We start from the raw sequence: 22609 nt of genomic DNA, 5'->3' as shown, positions 1-22609 counted from the left end.
ATCGCCCCGCAAAGGCTCGAGCGCACGCTTTGCGGGGCGTTTGGAATAGAGCCGTCAGGCATTGAACGGTGCGCTGGCTGGCTCGACTGCTGTTGTACTGTCAGGCGCCTTCAATTGACCCTCCCACCGGGCAATCACCAAGGGGGCCAACGCGTTGCCCAGTACATTCAAAGCTGTGACCGGCATATCCATCAGGCGATAGACCCCTGCGATGATCGCCACGCCCTCCACGGGGAGCCCAGCTGTGGTCAAGGTCGCAGTAAGGATGATAAACATGAAGCCTGGTACGCCCGCTGCACCCTTCGAAGTCAACACCATGATCAATATCAGCATGCCCTGATCTGCCAGGCTCAAGTCGATGCCATACGCTTGGGCGATGAACAATGTGCCCAGGGCGGCAAACAGTGATGCACCATCCAGGTTGAACGAGTAACCCAGCGGGATAACCATGCTGGTGATAGGGCGTGGCGCGCCATAGCGCTCCATCTTCTCGATCAGTTGAGGCATTACCGTTGCCGAGGCGGCGCTGCTATAGGCCAGTAGCAACTCACTGCGTATTTCTCGTACCAAGTGGAAAAAGCGCACGCCCGCCAGCCGTGCGACAGCGCCCAATACGCACAATGCAAATAACAGCACCGCCACATACGTCGTGCCGATCAGCTTGGCCAATGGCAGCAAGGCATTGAGGCCATAGCTGGCGACAGTGACCGCGATCAGTCCGAAAATTCCAATCGGCGAGTAATGCATGACCAGGTGGGTGACTTTGAACATGGTGTCGGAGACGCCTTGCATCACACTGATCAACGGCGCTTTGCGCTCCTCGGGCAGCAGGGACAGCGCACAGCCGAACAGAATGGCGAAAAACAGCACCGAGAGCAGCTTGCCCTGCGACATGGCCAGGACGACATTATCCGGCACGATCGCTAGTAACGTTTGGCCCAGGTTCTGCGTGGTGCCGTTGGCGACCAGCCCTGTGACCGGCGTCTGCAGCGTGCTGGCGAACTCGGCACCTGCGCCTGGCTCGACGACATTGGCAACCACCAGGCCGAACACGATTGCAATACTGGTGATTGTGAAGAAATAAACGAAGGTCTTTATGCCGACGCGCCCCAGGGCGGCAGGATTGCCCATGCCGGCAATGCCGACCGTCATGCAGGCGAAGACCAGAGGCACGACGATCATCTTCATCAGCTTGATGAACAGGTCACCTGCCGGTTGCAGCAGATTGTCAATGAACCAGGCCTTATGTTCGGGGAACTGGTTGAGCAGGATGCCGACAATTATCCCGGCCGCCAGGCCGATCATGATGCGGGTGACAAGGCTGGTTGGTTTTCTGATGGTCATGGGGGGTAGCCCTTTATTGTTGTCGTTGTCAGGGATTTACTGCGCGAACAGTCCTGCGTAGTCCTTGAAGCCTTTCACTTCGATGGGGTTGCCGCTGGGGTCGAGAAAAAACAGGGTGCGTTGTTCGCCCGGCTCGCCGGCGAAGCGGATCACGGGCGGGATTTCGAAGGGCGTGCCCAGGTGGGTGAGACGCTCGGCCAGCACCGTCCACTCCTCAAGCGGCAGCACGACGCCAAGATGCGGCATCAAGACATGATGCTCACCTACCAGGCCGGTACGCGTGGTGGGAAAGGGCGTGCCCAGGTGCAGTGAAAGCTGGTTGCCGAAAAAATCGAAGTCGATCCAGGTCTCGCTGCTACGGCCTTCCGTGCAGCCCAAAACATCTCGATAAAAAATGCGCGCCTGGTTTAGGTCATAAACATGGTATGCAGCGTGGAAAGGTCTGTTCATGGGGGATCTCCGGGTGGGGGAGCCCTCAAATTAAACAGACCGTATATCCGGGTAAAACGGATTCGCCTTGGTCTGAGCGAAAGGAAAACTTATGGATGTTCGATTCCTGAGAAGCCTGGTCGCCGTCATTGAAGCCGGCTCCATTGCTGCGGCCGCACGACGTGAAAACCGTACGGCGGCGGCGATCAGCCAACGGATCAAGGCGCTTGAGCGGACGCTGGGTTGCACGCTGCTTATGCGTTCGGCGCATGGTGCCTGTGCCTCGGACCAGTGCCTGCTGTTGTTACCAAAGATTCAGGCAGTCATTGAGCAGGCGCGCGAGTTGCAGGAGGACCTGAGCCAAGATGGTTTATCGGGAGAGATCAAGATTGGTGCTATTTCAACGGCATTGACCGGCGTCTTGCCAGAAGCGATCGAGCGAATGGCGCTGTCGGCACCGAGGCTGAGACTGAAGATCACACCAGGAGATTCCAGAAGCCTCTATGAACGATTGCTGACCCAAGAATTGGACGCGGTGATTTTTGTCAGACCACCGTTTCAGCCGCCCAAGGCGTTGACGGCGACTTTGTTGCGGGTCGAACCGTTGATTCTGATCGCGCCCACGGAGTGGGGAACGCGGACGTTGGAAGCATTGCTGCGTGAACAGTCACTGATCCGCTACGACGCTCGGTCCTGGGGTGGGCAGATTGCCCAGCGTTATCTGGAGGACCAGTCGTTTGATCCACAGGTGTTGTGCGAGTTGGATGCCTTGGAAACCATTGCCATACTCGTCGCCCAAGGCATGGGTGTATCACTGGTACCGCAGTGGGCGGGGATGTCATGCAGTGGCCTATCCGTGTTGCCGGTCGACGACGCGCCGCGCTATGCGCGGGACTTGGTTGTCATGCATAGCTCGACGCCGCGCCGCCCGGTGGCGATGCGGCATCTGCTTGAACACCTGTGCAGAGCGTCGATGGACAAACGTGTGGTGTAAGGCTTACTGCGGCTCGGCTACGCGTTTTACGACTCGACCAATGGTCAAGCCCTGCAACAGGATCGACGACAGCACCACAATGTAGGTGATGCTCAGCAGCAGGTCGCGTTCCGGACCCAGCGGCAAAGCCAGTGCCAGTGCCACCGAGACTCCGCCACGCAAACCGCCCCAAGTGAGGATGCGGATGGTGCCGCGCGGCACGGTGCGCCAGCGCCGTAGCAACAAAATCGCCGGGGCCACCGTCAACAGGCGCGACAACAGGATTGCCACGGCCAGCAGGCTGGCGGCGAATACATGCAGCCAGTTGAACGGCAACAGCAGCAGTTCCATGCCGATCAGGGCAAACAGCAGGGCGTTGAGCATGTCGTCGAGTAATTCCCAGAAGCCATCCAGGTAGCGACGGGTCATGTCATTCATCGCCAGCTTGCGGCCCAGGTTGCCGATGATCAGGCCGGCGACCACCATCGCAATCGGTGCCGAGACATGCAGTTCGGTGGCCATCGCCGAGCCGCCGATCACCAGGGCGAGGGTCAGCATCACTTCGATCTGGTGCTGCTCGATGCTCTTGATCATCAGGTAGACCAGGTAGCCAATCAGCCCGCCGAACACCACGCCGCCGATGGCTTCATGGGCGAATAGCATGGCGGTGGCGCCGAGGGTGGGCGTTTCACCCAATTGAGCGATACCCAGCAATACGGTGAAGACCACCACGGCGGTGCCATCGTTGAACAGCGATTCGCCGACGATGGTGGTTTTCAGCGGTTTCGAGGCATTGGCCGTACGCAATACACCCAGCACCGCAATCGGGTCGGTAGGCGAAATCAGCGCACCGAACAGCAGGCAGTAAAGGAAGCTCACATGCCAACCAAACAGGGCGAAGATGTAATACGCCAGGCTGCCGATCACCCCGGTCGCGATCAATACGCCGAAGGTCGCCAGCAGGCCGATGGGCCAGCGATAGCTGCGCAGGTCGTTCAGGTTCACGTGCAGGGCGCCGGCGAACAGCAGGAACGACAGCATCCAGTTCATCAGCAAATCGCCGAAGTCGATCTGGCCGATCAACTGCTGGATGCGCTCTTCCAGGCCTGGGTAACCGAGAACGCTCAAGCCTTGCAGGATCAGCGAAAACAACAGGGCCGTGACCATCACACCGATGGTGGGCGGCAGGCCGATAAAGCGGAAGTTCACATAGGTGAGCAGGGTGGTGAGGCAAATAAAGGCGGCGACAAGTTCAAGCATCCGGGGTCCTTGGAAGTTGGGTGGCAGTGCGTTGTTGGGGGGATGGACCGCGCCACAGACGCGATGTTGCAAGGCATTGGATAAAACGCCATAGAACCTTTGGGTGAGCCAGGGCTCATAGCGGGTGAGTGCGGTTTGGTATTTATAGTGCTAAAACTCTAATCGCTGTTTAAAACTACAAAAGGAATGTGTGATGACGGTCGCTTTCTGGTGTGTGTTGATCGCAATTTTTCTACCCTACCTGTGCACAGGTGTGGCCAAGTTCAGCGGTGGCAAGTTCGGCCCACGGCAGAACCATGACCCGCGTGCTTTCCTGGACACCCTTGAAGGGTTTGCCAAGCGTGCCCACAGTGCCCAGCTCAACAGTTTCGAAGTCACGCCGGCCTTCTCGGCGGCAGTGATCATCGCGCACCTGGCCGGCACGGCCGAATTGGTGACCATCAATGTGCTGGCCGTGCTGTTTATCACCAGCCGCCTGCTGTACATCATCTGCTACCTGGCAGACTGGGCGATGCTGCGTTCGCTGGTGTGGTTCGTGGGGATGGTGTTGATTGCGAGTTTCTTCTTCGTCTCGATCTGACGGGTTGATGAAGATCCCCTGTGGGAGCGGGCTTGTGTGGTGAGCGGGCTTGCCCCGCGCTGGGCTGCGCAGCAGCCCCTATCAGCCTCACCACATTGCTTCAGGCGCGCCGAGGCGTATGGTTTTAGGGCGGCTTCGCCACCCAGCGCGGGGCAAGCCCGCTCACCCCAATACATTGAGTTGGGCAGAGCGTCTTCAGCTCCCGGGACTCACATCCGGCACCTGGGGCAACGCTGCACCCTTTGGCCACAACATCCAGATCTGCCCCTGCTGCTTCATATTCCCAGCCAGTTCACCCGCCGCATCGCCGGTGCCCCAGAACAAATCTGCACGCACTTCACCCGTGATCGCGCCACCGGTGTCCTGTGCAGCAACGGGCCGTGCGATTGGCGAACCATCGGGCTTGGTGGTCGACAGCCACAACAGGCTGCCCAGCGGAATCACCTTGCGATCCACCGCCACGCTGTAGCCGGCGGTCAATGGCACGTTTAACGAGCCGCGCGGGCCTTCGTTGCTGTCGGGGCGCGCGCTGAAGAACACGTAGCTCGGGTTGCTCGCCAGCAGTTCCGGAATGCGCTGCGGGTGCGCCTTGGCCCAGGCACTGATGGCACCCATAGTGACGTCTTCCTTCTTCAGCTCGCCTTGCTCCACCAACCAGCGGCCGATAGGGCGATAGGGGTAGCCGTTCTGGTCGCCATAACCGACGCGCAGTTGGCGCCCACCCGCCAGTTGGATGCGGCCAGATCCCTGGATTTGCAGGAATTGCAGGTCCATCGGGTCCGTCAGCCAGGCAATCGGTTTGGCCGTGGAACCCTGGCCGTTGATGGCGTTGGCATCGTCGTAAGGCTTGAGCACACGACCTTCCAGGCGACCGCGCAGGCGCTTGCCCTTGAGTTCGGGGTAGATACTTTCCAGGTTGACGATGATCAGGTCGTCTGGCACGCCGTATACCGGCACGTTGGCTTTGGCGGTCTTGGTCAGGCTGCCGGGGTAGACCGGTTCGTAGTAGCCGGTGATCAAGCCGTTGGGCGTGTTGTCGGCAGAGCGCAGGCCGAACACATCCAGACGTTCCTTGAGGAAGCCCCGCACCGCCGCCGCATTTGCGGGCACGGTCGCAGCGGCTGCGCACGTCGCACCCCAGATCGGGTCCGCCTTGAGGCGTTGGCAGGCGCTGCGCCAGGATTCAAATCCCGCCAGCAAGTCGCTGTCGGACACCGCCGGCAACGCTTCCCACGGCGCATTGACATAAGTGGCGACGGCGTGGGGCTTGGGTGTTTCATCTTTGGCTGTTTCTTTGCCCGCGTCGCAGCCGGCCAGCAGTGCGATCATCGGCAGAGCCCACGCCAGGCGCCGGCTCCAGGGTTTCAAGGTGACATTCATACAAACACTTCCTGAAGCGGTTGCCCGCGTCGCAACGCTGCTGGGCAACCCTTATTATTAATAGGGCTATTGGTCTTTGCGGGCGAGGCGAGGATACTGGCCGCCGTCTCCCGTGACCTCGAAGCAACCATGACTTTTAAAAGACTGACTGTTGTATTGCTGGCCTGCCTGACACTGTCCGCCTGTGGCGGCGTGGATCCGAATTCGCCGCTGGGCCAGCGCAAGGCGATCTTCAAACAGATGCTCAAGACCGGCGAAGACCTGGGCGGCATGCTGCGTGGGCGTATCCCGTTCGACGGCGCCAAATTTGCCGAAGGCGCGGTCAAGTTGGACGCGTTGTCCCATGAGCCTTGGAAGCATTTTCCGAGCGTGCGCGAAGAAGATCACACCAGTGCCAAGGATGATGTCTGGCAGAAGCAGGCGCAATTCCAGCAACTGGCCCGCGACCTTGAAGCGGCCACCGGTGAATTGGTGACCGCGAGCCAGGTTCAGCCTTACAAAGCCAGCAACCTGGGGCCGGCAGTGCAGAAAGTCGAAGATGCCTGCAGCGCCTGCCATAAGCAGTTCCGGGACCACTGACCGGTTTTACTGGTCGAGTTCTTCCACCGCGTCCTGCAGTTCTTTGCGGGACTCGGCGAGTTTGTCCTTACGTTTGTTGATCTTGTCTGCGTCGCCTTTTTTCATGGCCTTGTCGAGGTCGGCCTGACGGCGGCTGACTTCATGCTTGGCATCAAGCACCTTGTTTTCGCGCTCCTTCTTCAAGGACGCGTCGGTGCAATTGGTGGTGACTTCGCTCAGGGCTTTTTCCAGGCCGGCTTGCTGGGCGCTGTTGCCGTGGGCTTTGGCCTGTTCGATCTGCGTGCTGATGGCTTGGCGCTTGGCGGCGCAGCCGGTGAGCTGAGGGGCCTCTTCGGCCGCCAGCAGGGGGGGCGCCATGAAGCTTGCGACGGTCAACAGGGCAAAGGGGGCTAGAAATTTCATGTGGAGCTCCAAGGTCGCAATCTGGTGGTCGGCTCGGGTTCAAAAACCGTCGATGCCGGCCACGTGTAATGTGTTTGCCAAGGCCTGTACTTGCGGGTCGCGGAAAAAAGCGCTCAGTTGCGCCGCGCGGCCCGGGCCGATGCCATCGATGGCCAGCCAGGCCTGGGTGTCGCGCGCGACCAGCGTGTGCCAGTCGCCTTCCAGGTTGTTGCGTGCCGCAGGCGGTACGCCCAAGGCTTTGAGCCATTGAGCAAAGGACTGTTGCCGCGCGTTGTGGAGGCTTTCGAGCACGCGCGCGCGGCTGCGATCACCCAAGCCATCAATGTTAGCAAGCTCTGCCGCATCCAGGGTTAACCAATCGAGAAAGCCTGCGATTAGACCGGCCTGGATCAATATGTTCCAGGTCTCGCGGCCTATATGGGGTAATGCAAGGCCTTGATTGCTGCTCAGCCAGGTCAGGCGCGCGAGTAACTGCTCTTCGCAGCCAGGGTCCAGTTGCCAGCAGCTCAAGGCATGAAAGTCCCGTGGGTCAGGCACTTTCAGGTCTGCCCGGTGAGTGTTTCGCAGGATGACTTCATCCAGTCGCGGGATCACCTGGCCCGCCAGGCTGATGGAAACCTGGTCGCCAGGGCGGATATCCAGCGCTTGCCAACGCTTCAATGAACCGGTACTCACCCGGCTGATCTGCCGGTCATCCAACCGCACGGGTTCCAGCTCAAGCATGGGTGTAATGCGTCCGGTGCGACCGATCTTGAATTGCACACTGCGCACCAGTGCCAGGGCCTTGGCAGCCGGATACTTCCAGGCCACCGCCCAATAAGGTTCGCTGGCTTGCCAGCGTTTGGCGGGTGCGCGCTGCGCCTGGTGCAGCACCACCCCATCGCTGGCGAATGGCAATGGATGGTTGTACCAATAGGTGCGCCAGTGCGTGGCTTCGGCGATATCCCGGATGGGCTGACTGTAGCGTCGGCTATCGGTAAAACCCCAGCGTGCCAGTGTGGCCAGGCGCTCGGTAAACGAGTCAGGCCCCTCCGGCCACGCCCACACGAACAGGCCTATACCGGCAGCGTCGGCGTCGCTCAGATGCAGGCGGCTCATCAGCCCGGCCACCTTGCTGCGGGCATTGAGCCCGCCGTTTGCCGATTGCACATGGTCGTCGAGTCGCCAATAGAGTTCGCCTTGCAGCACCAGGTCGATAGGCTCCGGCAGTTGCTGGACAATGCCGGGGATCCTGCGCGCGGACACTGACCAGTCGCGGCCCATCAAGCCGTCGCCCCGGCTGATCACGTGCCGTAGGCGACCTCGTTGATAGACCAGCGTCACTGCCACGCCATCCACCTTGGGTTGAATCCATACCTCTTCGCGTGTTTGCAGCCAGGTACCGACCGCCTGTTCATCTAGCAGCTTCTCAAGACCCGTATGGGCAATGGGGTGAGCTTGGGTGCCGCGTGAACTCGCCAGTGGCTTGTCGGGTTTCGTTAGGGCATCGGGGAAACATTGGCGCCAGCGGGCCAGGCGTTGACGCGCCTGGTCATAGAGTTCGTCGCTGACGGGGGATTGGTTGAGGCGGTGGTAGCTGTCGTCCCACAAGCGTATCTGTTCGGCCAAGGTCTTGACCTGTGCCCGGTCTGCGTCGGGACACTCCTCGGCCCACGCCACGCTGGGTAAAATGCTGAGTAAAAGCGCTAGCAGTAAATACATCATGAGCATCCTTGCTCGAAAAGGGTGCCCAGCCTAAATGATCCACTCAGGCACAAAAAAGCCCCGACGTTGCGGGGCTTTTTACTGGGTGTTTCTATTTACTTGAACAGACCACCCAGGGCCTTCATGGCGTCTGGCTTATCTGCCTTGGCCTCCTGTGTTTGCTGCTTGGCGTCGGCTTTGGCCTGGGCTTCAGAAAGTTTGTCACAACCTTTGTTGATCTGGTCCTGCGCGGCTTTGAAGGCCTTCACTTTCAGGGTGTCTTTCTGAGCTTCGGCGGCCTCGATCTTGGCTTGCAGGTCGTTGGCTTGTTTCTGGCAATCGCCGGAGTTGCCGCCACCCAGTTGGGCGCTCAGGGCGCCACTCAGTGCGCTCAGGTCAGCGGCGTTTACCGGCAGGGCGAACAGGCTGAGCAGAAGGGCGGCAGGGGCGAGCGTGGAAATGCGCATGAAAAACCTCAATGTTCGATTGCCTGCGCACTGATGAATCCCGGGCTGGCGCAGGGCAATATCCAAATAAGGTGAAGGGCCCGAGAGGGCGCGGATTCTAAGGGGCCATCATTTGGCCTGCAAGCTTTGGATCCAAAAAGCGTGAAGGTCGTCGCGCAATAAAAAAGCCCCGCCGGAATAATCCGGCGAGGCTTTTGTGCATCGATAGCGATTACAGGCCGGCGGCAGTGCGCAGGTCGTTGGCGCGGTCGGTTTTTTCCCAGGTGAAGGTGGTGAACGTGTCGTCGCCGACAGTCTTCTGCGCAGGGGTACGACCGAAGTGGCCGTAGGCTGCGGTTTCCTGGTACATCGGGTGCAGCAGGTCGAGCATGGTGGTGATCGCGTAAGGGCGCAGGTCGAAGATCTCACGCACCAGCTTCACAATCTTGTCATCGCTGATCTTGCCGGTGCCGAAGGTATTCAGCGAGATCGACGTAGGCTGGGCCACACCAATGGCGTAGGAAACCTGAATCTCGCAGCGCTCGGCCAAGCCAGCGGCGACGATGTTCTTGGCCACGTAACGACCGGCGTAAGCAGCCGAACGGTCAACCTTGGATGGATCTTTACCCGAGAACGCGCCGCCGCCGTGACGGGCCATGCCGCCGTAGCTGTCGACGATGATCTTGCGACCGGTCAGGCCACAGTCACCTACCGGGCCGCCGATGATGAACTGGCCGGTCGGGTTGATGTGGAACTGGGTGTCCTTGCTGAGCAGTTCGGCCGGCAGCACGTGCTTGACGATCAGCTCCATCACGCCTTCGCGCAGGTCGGCGTAGGACACGTCCGGGTTGTGCTGGGTCGACAGTACGACAGCGTCGATACCGACGACTTTGCCGCCTTCATAACGGCAGGTCACCTGGGACTTGGCGTCCGGGCGCAGCCACGGCAGCAAGCCGGATTTACGCGCTTCGGCCTGACGCTGTACCAGTTGATGCGAGAAGGTGATCGGCGCAGGCATCAGCACGTCGGTTTCGTTGCTGGCATAGCCGAACATCAGGCCCTGGTCGCCGGCGCCTTGATCTTCAGGCTTGGCACGGTCGACACCCTGGTTGATGTCCGGGGACTGCTTGCCGATGATGTTCATCACGCCGCAGGTCGCGCCGTCGAAGCCGACGTCGGAGCTGGTGTAGCCGATGTCGGTGATCACGTCACGAACGATCTGCTCCAGGTCAACCCAGGCGGTGGTGGTCACTTCGCCAGCGATGATCGCTACACCGGTTTTCACCAGAGTCTCGCACGCCACACGGGCGAACTTGTCTTCAGCAATGATGGCGTCCAGTACCGCGTCAGAAATCTGGTCGGCGATTTTGTCCGGATGCCCTTCAGACACGGACTCGGAGGTGAAAAGGGAGTATTCGCTCATCTCGATGTTTTCCTGATATTTACCGATGGTGAGTGTCGCCAGCCGGCCGCTGAAAATGGCGGACCTGGATCTGGAAACCATTACGTAAACCTACATAGAGGCTTTCCCCGGGAACAAGTCCCGCAGCGGTGGCCCAACGGGCCAGATCATCCTGTTCAAAACCCAACCAGAGATCACCGCAGGCCTCCCTGGCCCAATTCTGGTTGTGGCTGCATAAATCCGTAACCAACAGGCTACCGCCGGGGTGCAGCAGCCCGGCCATTTGCTTGAGGGCGTCGGCGGGGGCGGCGAAATGGTGCAAGACCATGTTCAACACCACGCAGTCGGCCTTTAAATTTGTGCTGTTCAGTGCGTCGGCCAATTGGAGGCTGACGTTGCCCAGCGACTCACGCTCGCAGAGCTGGCGCGCCAGTTCGAGCATCGCCGGACTGTTGTCCAACGCTGTGACTTGCTGAAAACGCCGTGCCAGCTCTGGCAGGAAACCGCCGTCGCCAGGGCCGACTTCCAGTGCCGTGGCGTCATCACTGAAGCTCAATTTGTCGAGCAGCGCCAATACGCTGTCGCGGTATTGGGCAAGGCCAGCAATCAGGTCTTGCTGGGCGCGAAATTTCTCGGCAACCCGTGCGAAAAAATCCTGGCTGGCGGCGGCGCGTTGCCCATGCACCTGGCCGATGCGCGACTGTACGTCGCCCGGCAGGCTCAGGTTATCCACTTCTTCAAGCAGGGCTGCGTGCAGTTTGCCGCCCAGCAGCTCGGTATGGGGCAGCGCGCGGCGGTAGAAAATCGCATTGCCTTCACGGCGGGTAGCCACCAGGTCGGCCTGGGCCAGCACCTTCAAATGGTGGCTCATGCCGGATTGGCCGATGGCAAAGATCTGCGCCAGTTCCAGTACGCCGAAGGAATCGTTGGCCAGTGCGCGCAACACGTTCAAGCGCAACGGATCGCCAGCGGCCTTGCACAAGGCTGCCAGTTCATCGCCGTCGTCGGGGCGCAGTGAGGGCATGGGTAGATTCATAAGGCCAGCAGTCTAGTGACGGGCGGAATGCATCGCAAGGCCAATATCAAAAAGTTTTGATATTGATCGATAAGTGGCGGTTATAAGCCGCCGCTATAACCTTTAGACGAACCGGCTAAAGGTTTCTGCAAGGGATTGATGCCCAAAGCACAGGAAAAACGTCCTCAAGTGACTATCTGTCATTGCCCGCAGGCGGTGGCTGAGGGAAAATGCCGGTCCTTTTTTCCGTTTCTTTTCAGCAAACCCCAGGAGATCAGCGATGCCCAGCCGTCGTGAGCGTGCCAACGCCATTCGTGCCCTCAGCATGGATGCCGTGCAAAAAGCCAACAGCGGCCATCCCGGTGCCCCGATGGGCATGGCGGATATCGCCGAGGTGCTTTGGCGTGACTACCTGAAACACAACCCGAGCAACCCGTCGTTCGCCGACCGTGACCGCTTCGTGCTGTCCAACGGCCACGGTTCGATGCTGATCTACTCGCTGCTGCACCTGACCGGCTATGACGTCACCATCGACGACCTGAAAAGCTTCCGTCAACTGCACAGCCGCACCCCGGGCCACCCGGAATTCGGCTACACCCCAGGCGTCGAGACCACCACCGGTCCGCTGGGTCAAGGCCTGGCCAACGCCGTTGGCTTCGCGCTGGCTGAAAAAGTCCTGGGCGCGCAGTTCAACCGCCCTGGCCATGACATCGTCGATCACCACACCTACGTGTTCCTGGGTGATGGTTGCATGATGGAAGGCATTTCCCACGAAGTCGCTTCCCTGGCCGGCACCTTGGGCCTGGGCAAGCTGATCGCGTTCTACGATGACAACGGCATCTCCATCGACGGCGAAGTCGAAGGCTGGTTCACCGATGACACCCCTAAGCGTTTCGAAGCCTACAACTGGCAGGTGATCCGCAACGTCGACGGCCACGATCCGGAAGAGATCAAGACCGCCATCGACACCGCTCGCAAGAGCGCGCAGCCAACCCTGATCTGCTGCAAGACCACCATCGGTTTCGGTTCGCCGAACAAGCAGGGCAAAGAAGACTGCCACGGCGCCCCCCTGGGTGATGCGGAAATCGCCCTGACCCGTGAAGCCCTGAAGTGGAACCACGGCCCGTTCGAAATCCCGGCCGACATCTACGCCGAATGGGATGCCAAGGAAAAAGGCCTGGCCACCGAAGCCGAGTGGGACCAGCGTTTCGCGGCCTACTCCGCCGAATTCCCTGAGCTGGCCAATGAGCTGGTCCGTCGCCTCGCCGGTGACCTGCCTGCCGACTTCTCGGAAAAAGCCTCGGCCTACATCGCCGAAGTCGCGGCCAAGGGCGAAACCATCGCCAGCCGTAAAGCCAGCCAGAACACCCTGAACGCCTTTGGCCCGCTGCTGCCGGAGATCCTCGGCGGTTCGGCTGACCTGGCCGGCTCCAACCTGACCCTGTGGAAAGGCTGCAAGGGCGTGTCGGCGGAAGATGCCAGCGGCAACTACATGTACTACGGCGTACGTGAGTTCGGCATGAGCGCGATCATGAATGGCGTATCCCTGCACGGCGGCCTGGTGCCTTACGGCGCGACCTTCCTGATGTTCATGGAATACGCCCGCAACGCTGTACGCATGGCCGCGCTGATGAAGAAGCGCGTGATCCACGTGTACACCCACGATTCCATCGGCCTCGGCGAAGACGGCCCGACGCACCAACCGGTCGAGCAACTGACCAGCCTGCGCACCACGCCGAACCTGGATTGCTGGCGCCCAGCCGACGCGGTGGAATCCGCCGTGGCCTGGAAGCACGCCATCGAGCGCAAGGACGGCCCTTCGGCGCTGATCTTCTCGCGTCAGAACCTGCAGCACCAAGTGCGTACCGACGCGCAGATCGCCGACATCAGCCGTGGCGGCTACGTGCTCAAGGACTGCATCGGCGAGCCGGAGCTGATCCTGATCTCCACCGGTTCCGAAGTGGGCCTGACCGTTCAAGCTTATGACAAGCTGACTGCCCAAGGCCGCAACGTACGCGTTGTGTCCATGCCGTGCACCAGCGTGTTCGAAGCCCAGGACGCCGGCTACAAGCAATCGGTGCTGCCGTTGCAGGTCAGCGCGCGCATTGCCATCGAAGCGGCGCATGCCGACTACTGGTACAAGTACGTGGGCCTGGAAGGCCGCGTGATTGGCATGACCACCTACGGTGAGTCGGCGCCGGCGCCAGCGTTGTTCGAAGAGTTCGGTTTCACCCTGGAAAACATCCTGGGTCAGGCTGAAGAGCTGCTGGAAGACTAAAGCGCGAACGCGGTGGTCGACTGGCCGCCGCACCCCTTGTAGGAGCTGGCTTGCCAGCGATGGCGTCCGTCCAGCCAACATCCATGTTGAAGCTGATGGCCTCATCGCTGGCAAGCCAGCTCCTACAATGGTTTGTGTCGCCCATAATGCGAGAACCCCATGCCTCAACCGCGTCCCTACAAAGTTGCACTCAACGGCTACGGCCGCATTGGTCGTTGCGTCTTGCGTGCTCTGTTCGAGCGAGGGGCGGCGGCCGGGTTTGAAATTGTCGCGATCAATGATTTGGCCGACATGGCCAGCATCGAATACCTGACACGCTTTGACTCCACCCACGGTCGCTTCCCCGGCGAAGTACGGGTCGAAGGCGATTGTCTGCACATTAATGGCAACTGCGTGCAGGTCTTGCGCAGTGCCACCCCCGAAGGCATCGACTGGAAGGCATTGGGCGTCGACCTGGTGCTGGAATGTTCCGGTGTCTATCACACCCGTGCCGACGGCCAGCGTTTCCTCGACGCCGGCGCACCGCGTGTGCTGTTTTCCCAGCCGATGGCCAGCGAGGCGGATGTCGACGCCACCATCGTCTACGGCATCAATCAGGATTGCCTGACCGGCGATGAGCTGCTGGTGTCCAACGCTTCCTGCACCACCAACTGCAGCGTGCCGCTGTTGCGCCTGCTGGATCAGGCGATTGGCCTGGATTATGTGTCGATCACCACGATTCACTCGGCAATGAACGACCAGCCGGTGATCGACGCCTATCACCACGAAGACCTGCGCCGCACGCGTTCGGCGTTCCAGTCAGTGATTCCGGTGTCCACGGGCCTGGCTCGCGGTATCGAACGACTGTTGCCGGAACTTGCCGGGCGAATCCAGGCCAAAGCCGTACGGGTGCCGACGGTGAACGTGTCCTGCCTGGACATCACCATGCAAACCGTCAGCGACACCGATGCGACAGAGGTCAACCGGATCCTGCGCGACGCCGCCACCAGCGGCCCGCTCAAAGGCCTGCTGGCCTACACCGAGTTGCCGCACGCCAGTTGCGATTTCAACCATGACCCGCATTCGGCAATTGTCGATGCCAGCCAGACCCGCGTTTCCGGCCCGAGGCTGGTGAACATCCTGGCCTGGTTCGACAACGAATGGGGCTTTGCCAACCGAATGCTGGATGTTGCGGAACATTATCTGCACATCGCCTCTAAACAACCTCAACAGTAATTCAGGAACTGCGACCCATGACCGTGTTGAAGATGACCGACCTCGATCTGCAAGGTAAGCGCGTACTGATCCGCGAAGACCTCAACGTCCCAGTCAAGGACGGTGTTGTCACCAGCGATGCGCGAATCCTGGCCTCGCTGCCGACCATCAAGCTGGCCCTGGAAAAAGGCGCGGCCGTGATGGTCTGCTCCCACCTGGGTCGTCCGACCGAAGGTGAGTTCTCCGCCGAAAACAGCCTCAAGCCTGTCGCCGATTACCTCAGCAAGGCCCTGGGCCGCGACGTGCCGCTGGTGGCTGATTACCTGGGCGGTGTGGACGTGAAAGCTGGCGACATCGTGTTGTTCGAAAACGTACGCTTCAACAAGGGCGAGAAAAAGAACAGCGACGAACTGGCCCAGCAATATGCGGCGCTGTGCGACGTGTTCGTGATGGACGCGTTTGGCACCGCTCACCGTGCTGAGGGTTCGACCCACGGCGTGGCCAAGTTCGCCAAGGTTGCCGCCGCTGGCCCGCTGCTGGCTGCTGAACTGGACGCACTGGGCAAGGCGCTGGGCGCTCCGGCTCAGCCAATGGCTGCCATCGTGGCCGGCTCCAAGGTGTCCACCAAACTGGACGTGCTCAACAGCCTGAGCCAGATTTGCAACCAGTTGATAGTCGGTGGCGGCATCGCCAACACCTTCCTGGCCGCAGCCGGTCACCCGGTGGGCAAGTCCCTGTACGAACCGGACCTGCTCGACACGGCCCGTGCCATCGCCGCCAAAGTCAGCGTGCCATTGCCGGTCGACGTAGTGGTCGCCAAGGAATTTGCCGAAAGCGCCGAAGCCACCGTCAAGCTGATCGCTGATGTGGCCGCCGACGACATGATCCTGGACATCGGCCCACAAACCGCAGCCAACTTCGCCGAACTGCTGAAAGCCTCGCAGACCATTCTGTGGAATGGCCCGGTTGGCGTGTTTGAGTTCGACCAGTTCGGCAACGGCACCAAAGTGCTGGCCAAGGCCATCGCAGAAAGCTCGGCTTTCTCCATCGCCGGCGGCGGCGACACCCTGGCAGCTATCGATAAATATGGCGTTGCTGACCAAATCTCCTACATTTCTACCGGTGGCGGCGCGTTCCTTGAATTCGTCGAAGGCAAAGTTCTGCCGGCCGTGGAAGTGTTGGAAACCCGAGCCAAAGGCTGAGGCTCGTGATCCGGAAAAGGAGTGTTCCCATGATCAAGTCGTTGGCAATGGTGATCGCAGCGGGCCTGTTGGCCGGCTGCGGCAGCACGCCAAACGCAGAGCCGGACGCTGGCAAGCCTGCGGCACAGCAGAAAAAGAGCTGCTACCAGGCGGACTGGCAAGCCGAGACCATGCCGGTGATCAACAAGCGCATCGGCAACGAACGGCTGGAGAAATACGACGCCGCGCCCAACGGTCAGGAACAGGGTTGCCCTTGACGGGTCTGATCAACTGGCGGCCATCGGTCGCCTCACGAGGATTGGCAATGAAAGGCGTTTTCGCCCTGGCAGCCCTGGCCCTGTTGGCCGGCTGCAGCAGCATGAACTTGTTCAGCAACAAGGCAGAAACTGCCGACAAGTGGACCACGTGGACCTGCGACAGCAAAGCCGAGGTGAACTGGCGCTTTGCTAATCAGGCCAAATCCGAGGTGGATGTCCGTTTGGGCGGTTCCGACCAGGTTTACCGCCTCAAGCAGGACGTTGCCGCCTCGGGCGTGCTGTACAGCGACGGTCAATTGGCGTTTCACACAAAAGGTGAGGAAGGCCTGGTTTACTGGGTTGCCACCGATGATTTGATCGGGCGCGGCTGCAAAGCGCAGTAAGCCTGACAGCAATAACGATTCAGCAGGCCAGGTATTGAAAGCCTCGCCGGCAATAACTTGAATAGCAGCCGCCGCTACGGCAGGCTTGCACGATTAACGACCCTCGACCGGGAGAGACAACACAATGGCACTTATCAGCATGCGTCAAATGCTGGACCACGCAGCCGAGTTCGGCTATGGCGTCCCAGCCTTTAACGTCAACAACCTTGAGCAGATGCGCGCCATCATGGAAGCCGCTGACAAGACCGACTCCCCCGTGATCGTCCAGGCCTCGGCCGGTGCCCGCAAATACGCCGGTGCCCCGTTCCTGCGTCACCTGATCCTCGCCGCAATCGAAGAATTCCCGCACATCCCGGTGTGCATGCACCAGGACCACGGCACCAGCCCTGACGTGTGCCAGCGCTCCATCCAACTGGGCTTCAGCTCGGTGATGATGGACGGTTCCCTCGGCGAAGACGGTAAGACCCCGACCGACTACGAGTACAACGTACGTGTCACCCAACAAACCGTGGCCATGGCCCACGCCTGCGGCGTATCGGTTGAAGGCGAGCTGGGCTGCCTGGGTTCTCTGGAAACCGGCATGGCCGGCGAAGAAGACGGCATCGGCGCCGAAGGCGTGCTGGATCACAGCCAAATGCTGACCGACCCGGAAGAAGCCGCGGACTTCGTGAAAAAGACCCAAGTTGACGCCCTGGCCATCGCCATCGGTACCAGCCACGGCGCTTACAAGTTCACCAAGCCGCCTACCGGCGACGTGCTGGCCATCGACCGCATCAAGGAAATCCACAAGCGCATCCCTAACACCCACCTGGTGATGCACGGTTCTTCCTCGGTCCCGCAAGAGTGGCTGGCGATCATCAACCAGTACGGCGGCGACATCAAAGAAACCTACGGCGTGCCGGTTGAAGAAATTGTTGAAGGCATCAAGTACGGCGTGCGCAAGGTCAACATCGACACCGACCTGCGTCTGGCGTCCACTGGCGCGATGCGCCGCCTGATGGCCACCAACCCAAGCGAGTTCGACCCGCGTAAGTTCTTCGGCGCGACCGTGACCGCGATGCGTGATGTGTGTATCGCGCGCTACGAGGCCTTTGGCACTGCCGGTAATGCTTCGAAGATCAAACCGATCTCGTTGGAAGCGATGTACCAGCGTTATTTGAAAGGTGAGTTGAACGCCAAGGTGAATTAAGCCTCAGCGTTTATAAAAGAAGCCCGCAGCGATGCGGGCTTTTTTTGTGGCTGCGATTCAGTCGTGATCAATATCCAACTTGGCAAACGTCACCCGTGCGCCTTCCTTGCTATCCCCACTGTTATCCTGCACATAGGCGCCTGCCTTGAAGTACAACGGCTTCGCTCCCCACGCTGCACCAATGCGCTCATTCCACTCCCCATCCGCCGCATACACGCTGAGCAGTCCGGCTTTGTTGAGGTTGATCACGTAGGTAAAGCTCTTCTCCAGCGGCACATTCGACGCAACGATGATCACCCGTCCTTCATCCTCATCCGGGCGCATGCGCACTTTGGCGACGATATTGCCGGTCTGGGTCTTTTCCTTGAATTGATACTCCAGTTTGATCAGGGGCTTCTGGCTGTCATAGGCATGGATCTGCCCGATGACAATCTTGCCGGTGGAAGGCACCTGATTGACCTCCAGCGTGGCGCGCAGGAAGTTGTCCGCGTCGGGGTAGGTCCAGTTGCGCAACCGCCCATCGGCGTAGGTTTCACGCAATTCGCTGCGGGGGTACACGGCATTCTCGGTGCGAGTGCCGGTGACGGGTGTCCAGAATTGCACGTTGCTGCCTTCGGCCTGGAAATACTGGTCTTTGAAGCCGTTCATCAGCTTCGGGGTGTCGATGGTCGCGGGCGGGGAGCCTACCGGGATGCTGAGGTTCCAGGTGGAAAGGTCGATCATGGCATTTGCCTTTTTACAGAAGGTGAAGGCTTTGGCCCGTGGGCCAGACAGGTTCTTTATAGGTGGTGTTAACCGTCTTGTTAAATGTTTGCTGGCAATTTATTGGCGTCAAAGGAATGCCAAAAAGCCATGTTTCCCATGAATCGTGGGCTGTAGGGGTTGACCGTTAGTCGGCTTCCTGAAAATTGGCGCAATGATGGCACTGCCGTTACTTCTGCTTTTTTGGAACCGGGGATAGAGTGAGGCCTCAGCGTTTGTCCGGGTTTTCTCTCAGAATTGACCGGAGTGGCTCCCAAGGAAGAGACGTAGCATGGAATGCGCTCCACACCACGGCGATGGCAGTTCGGTTCTTCTGGTGGTCGATGACTACCCGGAAAATCTCATCAGCATGCGTGCGCTTTTGCAGCGCGAAGACTGGCGGGTAATTACCGCCGCTTCCGGCCTGGAAGCCTTGGAGCTACTGCTCGCTCACGAAGTCGACCTAGTGTTGCTGGACGTGCGGATGCCCGGCATGGACGGTTTTGAAGTGGCACGGCTGATGCGTGGCAGCCAACGCACACGCATGACGCCAATCATCTTCCTCACGGCCAACGCCCAGTCGCCCGCAGCGGTGCTGGAAGGCTATGCCAGTGGTGCCGTCGATTATCTGTTCAAGCCGTTTGACCCGAATATCCTCAAGCCCAAGGTCCAGGCCCTGTTGGAGCACCAGCGTAATCGCCGTGCCTTGCAGCGCCTGAGCCATGAACTTGAGTCCGCCCGTGCCTTTAATGCCTCGGTGCTGGATAACGCCGCCGAGGGCATTCTGGTGGTGGGCGAGGGCAGTGTGATCGAGTACGCCAACCCGGCTATTTCGCGGCTGCTGAATGCCACCATGACGGAATTGCAGGGAGAGAGCTTCCTGAGTTTTCTGCAAAAACCCCATGTGCCGGCCTGGCTGGGGTTCGCGATGTTCGAGGCGTACCGCAAAGGCGAAACGTGGCGCCAGCATGACGCCATTTTACGCACCGGTCGCGGTCAGCAGGTGCCGGTGGCGCTGTCTTGCGCGCCGTTGCCTGCGGAGCAGAAGGCCATGGTGGTGACGGTGCTGGACATGTCCGAAGTGCGTCATCTGCACCAGCAACTGGAGTTCCAGGCCGTCACCGACCCGTTGACCGGGTTGTTGAACCGGCGTGGTTTCCACCAGGCAGCAGAGAACACACTGCTGCGCAGCGAGCGTAATGAGCTATCTCTGGTGTTGCTGTATCTGGACCTGGATGGCTTCAAGCGGGTTAATGACTCGTTGGGACATGACGCAGGCGACCGGGTGTTGCGCTGGGTCTCGGAACAGATGCAGGCCTCTTTGCGATCTGGCGACATGCTCGGGCGCATGGGTGGGGATGAATTCACGGCATTGCTGGAACTGGAATTCCCGGAGCAAGCCGCGAAGATTGCGGAAAAACTGATCGAACGAGTGTCGGTGTGCCAGCAGATCGACGGACTGGATGTGATGCTGGGTGTCAGCATCGGTATCGCCACGTTCCCGGATTGTGGCTCGGACCTGAACGGCCTGCTGCGCGCCGCCGACATTGCCATGTACGAAGCCAAGCGCGCGGGCCGTCAGCAATATCGCTACTACGACCAGGAAATGAACGGCCGCGCCCGCTCGCGCCTGATGCTCGAAGACAGTGTGCGCACGGCGATTCAGAACAAGGATTTCACCCTGGTCTATCAGCCTCAAGTTTCTCTGGAGGACGGCCGCCTGCGTGGCGTTGAAGCGCTGTTGCGCTGGCAGCATCCGAGTGTTGGCGATGTGCCGCCGGGGTTGTTTCTGCCGTTGCTGGAAGAGGCGCGGTTGATCAGCCAGCTCAGCACCTGGATTTATCAACAGGTCGCCGCGCAGCGCCAAGTGTGGCAAGCAACGTTTGGTGATGAGCTGGTGCTGAGCGTGAGCCTGTCCAGCAACCAGTTCAATATGCCCAACCTGGCCAGCCAACTGCAGCAGGTGATGGAGCGACATGGGTTGCAGGGGCGACAGTTGGAGGTGGAAATCAGCGAAGACTGCCTGATGAGTAACCTGGAAGAGTCGACCAAGCAGCTCAAGCTGTTGCGCCAGATCGGCGTGCGCATTGCCCTGGATGACTTTGGCCTGGGCAATTGCTCCCTGGCGCATCTGCGCGATCTGGCGTTCGATACGCTCAAGCTCGACCCGCAATTGGTTGCGCGCCTGCCGGGTTCCGCGCGCGACGCGGTGATGGCGCGCAGCATCATTGAGCTGTGTGGGCATTTTGAGGTTGTGGTTGTGGCTGAGGGCGTCGAAACCCAGGAGCAAGCCCAATGGCTCAAGGCCAACGGTTGCCCGTTTATCCAAGGCCCTTTGGCGGCGCAGCCGTTGATGGCCGAGGAAGTGACGGACTGGTGCCGCGCCCGTCTGGGCTGAATTCGTTACACTGACGGCCATCCGAACCTGTTGCAGACCCCATGACCGCGCTGAAATACCTCCAGGCCTATCCCGCCGCCCTCCAGGAACAAGTGCGCCAACTGATTGCCAAGGACCAGTTGGGTGCCTATCTGGAACAACGTTACCCCGAACGCCACGCCGTACAGAGCGACAAGGCGCTGTACGCTTACGCCCTGGCCTTGAAGCAGGAACACCTGCGCAACGCGCCGGCCATCGACAAGGTGTTGTTCGATAACCGCCTGGACCTGACGCACCGCGCCCTCGGCCTGCACACCACGATCTCCCGGGTGCAGGGCGGCAACCTCAAGTCGAAAAAAGAGATTCGCATTGCCGCGCTGTTCAAGGAGGCCGCGCCGGAGTTTCTGCGCATGATCGTCGTGCACGAACTGGCGCACTTCAAGGAGTCGGACCACAACAAAGCGTTCTATAAACTCTGTGAGTACATGATGCCGGGCTACCATCAGGTGGAATTCGACCTGCGCGTCTACCTCACGTACCGCGACCTGCAGGGCAAACCCTGACCACAAGGCGACCGACCATGGATGTGAGCAAGACCAAGAGCAGCTTCTACCGCCGCCTGTATGTGGCTTACCTGATCGACAGCGGGCAGGCCAGCAATGTCCCGGCGTTGACCGACGTTACCGGCATGCCCCGGCGCACGGCGCAGGACACGATTGCGGCGTTGGCCGACCTGGATATCTTGTGTGAATTCGAGCAGGAGGACGGTGCCCGCAACCACGCCGGGCACTATCGGGTTCGCAACTGGGGAGCGATCGATCGGCGCTGGATCGAAGCAAATCTGGCGCAGATCAAGCAGGTGCTGGGTTACCCCTGACCTTTTCGCATGCCAATGTGCGGAATGTCATCCTCAAGGTATTCCTCACCCGCCACCACAAATCCATAACGCCCGTAGTAGCCCTGCAAATGCGCCTGGGCTGACAGGAAAATCGGTGTTTCAGGCCAGATGTCCTCAATCCGCTTGAGTGTTTCTTCCATCATCCGATGCCCCAACCCGGTGCCACGCGCCACCGGTGCCACAATCACGCGGCCGATCACCACGTCACCGCCTTGAGTCTCTGGGTCCAACAGGCGCAGGTAGGCCACCAGTTGGTCGTCCTGCCAGGCCATCAAATGGTGGGTGTCGCCGGAAAGATCCTGCCCGTCGAGATCCTGGTAGACGCATTTCTGCTCCACAACGAAGACCTCGTTGCGCAGGCGCAGGATGGCGTAAAGCTGCTCCTTGCCCAGGTCATCGTGGTGCTTGCAAACCCATTCAACGGTCATGGCATGTTCTCTTATAGATGTCTGTTGCGGATAGTAAGCGCGGCAGGCGTTTGTGTCTAAATCGGCTATTTTTGTGAGTGAAATCAAATTGCCATCATTGAGTGCGTCCTGCGCCGGTTTCTTTGTGTAATCTGAGCTACTGTTAGAACCTCAGGCCCCGCCTGAGCTA

The 22609-nt window shown here is 60.0% G+C and carries 23 protein-coding genes; 12 read left to right on the top strand and 11 right to left on the bottom strand.

Annotated elements, in window-relative coordinates:
• Positions 1-54: 54 nt before the first annotated feature.
• Complete coding sequence (locus tag ACP7C6_RS16605; RefSeq protein WP_236639986.1) at positions 55-1344, bottom strand: cation:dicarboxylate symporter family transporter; 1290 nt, start codon at positions 1342-1344, stop codon at positions 55-57.
• 36 nt (positions 1345-1380) lie between these two features.
• Positions 1381-1794, bottom strand: coding sequence for a VOC family protein (locus ACP7C6_RS16600; protein WP_028618267.1), 414 nt, complete (start codon positions 1792-1794; stop codon positions 1381-1383).
• Between the two features lie 91 nt (positions 1795-1885).
• Between ACP7C6_RS16600 and ACP7C6_RS16595 the strand changes: the two genes are divergently transcribed.
• A complete protein-coding gene (locus ACP7C6_RS16595) occupies positions 1886-2767 on the top strand; it encodes a LysR substrate-binding domain-containing protein (protein ID WP_426109002.1) in 882 nt (293 codons plus the stop codon).
• Positions 2768-2770: 3 nt separating this feature from the next.
• On the opposite strand, the gene ACP7C6_RS16590 is transcribed toward ACP7C6_RS16595, so the two are convergent.
• Positions 2771-4006: a cation:proton antiporter gene (locus ACP7C6_RS16590; RefSeq protein ID WP_028618265.1), complete on the bottom strand. Its 1236-nt coding sequence runs from the start codon at positions 4004-4006 to the stop codon at positions 2771-2773.
• 193 nt (positions 4007-4199) lie between these two features.
• Between ACP7C6_RS16590 and ACP7C6_RS16585 the strand changes: the two genes are divergently transcribed.
• A complete protein-coding gene (locus ACP7C6_RS16585) occupies positions 4200-4586 on the top strand; it encodes an MAPEG family protein (RefSeq protein WP_311893604.1) in 387 nt (128 codons plus the stop codon).
• Positions 4587-4781: 195 nt separating this feature from the next.
• Here the strand turns inward: ACP7C6_RS16585 and mltA are convergent, their stop codons facing one another.
• The gene (gene mltA, locus ACP7C6_RS16580; protein ID WP_122686872.1) at positions 4782-5966 is read right to left on the bottom strand and encodes a murein transglycosylase A; all 1185 of its coding nucleotides are present in this window, start codon (positions 5964-5966) and stop codon (positions 4782-4784) included.
• Between the two features lie 129 nt (positions 5967-6095).
• On the opposite strand from mltA, the gene ACP7C6_RS16575 reads away from it, so the two are divergent.
• A complete protein-coding gene (locus ACP7C6_RS16575) occupies positions 6096-6545 on the top strand; it encodes a c-type cytochrome (protein ID WP_028618262.1) in 450 nt (149 codons plus the stop codon).
• Positions 6546-6551: 6 nt separating this feature from the next.
• On the opposite strand, the gene ACP7C6_RS16570 is transcribed toward ACP7C6_RS16575, so the two are convergent.
• From ACP7C6_RS16570 to ACP7C6_RS16550, 5 genes are all read right to left on the bottom strand, one after another.
• A complete protein-coding gene (locus ACP7C6_RS16570; RefSeq protein WP_426109001.1) occupies positions 6552-6947 on the bottom strand; it encodes a DUF1090 domain-containing protein in 396 nt (131 codons plus the stop codon).
• A 39-nt stretch (positions 6948-6986) separates the two neighbouring features.
• Complete coding sequence (ligB, locus tag ACP7C6_RS16565) at positions 6987-8651, bottom strand: NAD-dependent DNA ligase LigB (protein ID WP_122686868.1); 1665 nt, start codon at positions 8649-8651, stop codon at positions 6987-6989.
• A gap of 95 nt (positions 8652-8746) precedes the next feature.
• Complete coding sequence (locus ACP7C6_RS16560; RefSeq protein WP_426109000.1) at positions 8747-9097, bottom strand: hypothetical protein; 351 nt, start codon at positions 9095-9097, stop codon at positions 8747-8749.
• 211 nt (positions 9098-9308) lie between these two features.
• On the bottom strand, positions 9309-10499 hold the full coding sequence (gene metK / locus ACP7C6_RS16555) for a methionine adenosyltransferase (protein ID WP_028618258.1): 1191 nt from the start codon (positions 10497-10499) through the stop codon (positions 9309-9311).
• 19 nt (positions 10500-10518) lie between these two features.
• Positions 10519-11514 (bottom strand): ArsR/SmtB family transcription factor, encoded by a 996-nt coding sequence (locus ACP7C6_RS16550; RefSeq protein ID WP_028618257.1) that lies wholly within the window; start codon positions 11512-11514, stop codon positions 10519-10521.
• Positions 11515-11773: 259 nt separating this feature from the next.
• Between ACP7C6_RS16550 and tkt the strand changes: the two genes are divergently transcribed.
• From tkt to fba, 6 genes are all read left to right on the top strand, one after another.
• Positions 11774-13771, top strand: a complete 1998-nt coding sequence (gene tkt / locus ACP7C6_RS16545; protein ID WP_028618256.1) for a transketolase — start codon at positions 11774-11776, stop codon at positions 13769-13771.
• A gap of 159 nt (positions 13772-13930) precedes the next feature.
• Positions 13931-14986: an erythrose-4-phosphate dehydrogenase gene (epd, locus tag ACP7C6_RS16540; protein ID WP_016977753.1), complete on the top strand. Its 1056-nt coding sequence runs from the start codon at positions 13931-13933 to the stop codon at positions 14984-14986.
• Between the two features lie 17 nt (positions 14987-15003).
• Complete coding sequence (locus tag ACP7C6_RS16535) at positions 15004-16167, top strand: phosphoglycerate kinase (protein WP_025857657.1); 1164 nt, start codon at positions 15004-15006, stop codon at positions 16165-16167.
• Between the two features lie 29 nt (positions 16168-16196).
• Complete coding sequence (locus tag ACP7C6_RS16530; RefSeq protein ID WP_016977755.1) at positions 16197-16424, top strand: hypothetical protein; 228 nt, start codon at positions 16197-16199, stop codon at positions 16422-16424.
• A gap of 47 nt (positions 16425-16471) precedes the next feature.
• The gene (locus ACP7C6_RS16525) at positions 16472-16807 is read left to right on the top strand and encodes an MliC family protein (RefSeq protein WP_068937840.1); all 336 of its coding nucleotides are present in this window, start codon (positions 16472-16474) and stop codon (positions 16805-16807) included.
• A gap of 124 nt (positions 16808-16931) precedes the next feature.
• A complete protein-coding gene (gene fba / locus ACP7C6_RS16520; RefSeq protein WP_003177554.1) occupies positions 16932-17996 on the top strand; it encodes a class II fructose-bisphosphate aldolase in 1065 nt (354 codons plus the stop codon).
• Between the two features lie 57 nt (positions 17997-18053).
• Here fba and ACP7C6_RS16515 read toward each other — a convergent pair whose 3' ends face one another.
• The gene (locus ACP7C6_RS16515) at positions 18054-18719 is read right to left on the bottom strand and encodes a polysaccharide lyase family 7 protein (protein WP_016977762.1); all 666 of its coding nucleotides are present in this window, start codon (positions 18717-18719) and stop codon (positions 18054-18056) included.
• A 310-nt stretch (positions 18720-19029) separates the two neighbouring features.
• Between ACP7C6_RS16515 and ACP7C6_RS16510 the strand changes: the two genes are divergently transcribed.
• Genes ACP7C6_RS16510 through ACP7C6_RS16500 form a run of 3 tightly spaced genes read left to right on the top strand, consistent with a single transcriptional unit; the run spans position 19030 to position 21991 of the window.
• Positions 19030-21135 carry a putative bifunctional diguanylate cyclase/phosphodiesterase gene (locus tag ACP7C6_RS16510; protein ID WP_426108999.1) on the top strand — a complete coding sequence of 702 codons (2106 nt, stop codon included), beginning with the start codon at positions 19030-19032 and terminating at the stop codon, positions 21133-21135.
• Positions 21136-21176: 41 nt separating this feature from the next.
• Entirely contained in the window at positions 21177-21677 is a 501-nt protein-coding gene (locus tag ACP7C6_RS16505) for a M48 metallopeptidase family protein (RefSeq protein WP_010207148.1), read from the top strand.
• A 17-nt stretch (positions 21678-21694) separates the two neighbouring features.
• Positions 21695-21991 (top strand): winged helix-turn-helix domain-containing protein, encoded by a 297-nt coding sequence (locus tag ACP7C6_RS16500; protein ID WP_068937842.1) that lies wholly within the window; start codon positions 21695-21697, stop codon positions 21989-21991.
• Here the strand turns inward: ACP7C6_RS16500 and ACP7C6_RS16495 are convergent.
• Positions 21982-22440: a GNAT family N-acetyltransferase gene (locus ACP7C6_RS16495; RefSeq protein WP_028618252.1), complete on the bottom strand. Its 459-nt coding sequence runs from the start codon at positions 22438-22440 to the stop codon at positions 21982-21984. The two genes, ACP7C6_RS16500 and ACP7C6_RS16495, sit on opposite strands and share 10 nt — an antisense overlap.
• Between the last annotated feature and the right edge of the window lie 169 nt (positions 22441-22609).

The sequence above is a fragment of the Pseudomonas sp. TWR1-1-4 genome, assembly GCF_049897165.1.
Taxonomy (GTDB): domain Bacteria; phylum Pseudomonadota; class Gammaproteobacteria; order Pseudomonadales; family Pseudomonadaceae; genus Aquipseudomonas; species Aquipseudomonas canadensis.
The sequence above is the reverse complement of the archived record's forward strand: the minus strand, read 5'-3'. Positions and strand labels throughout refer to the sequence as shown.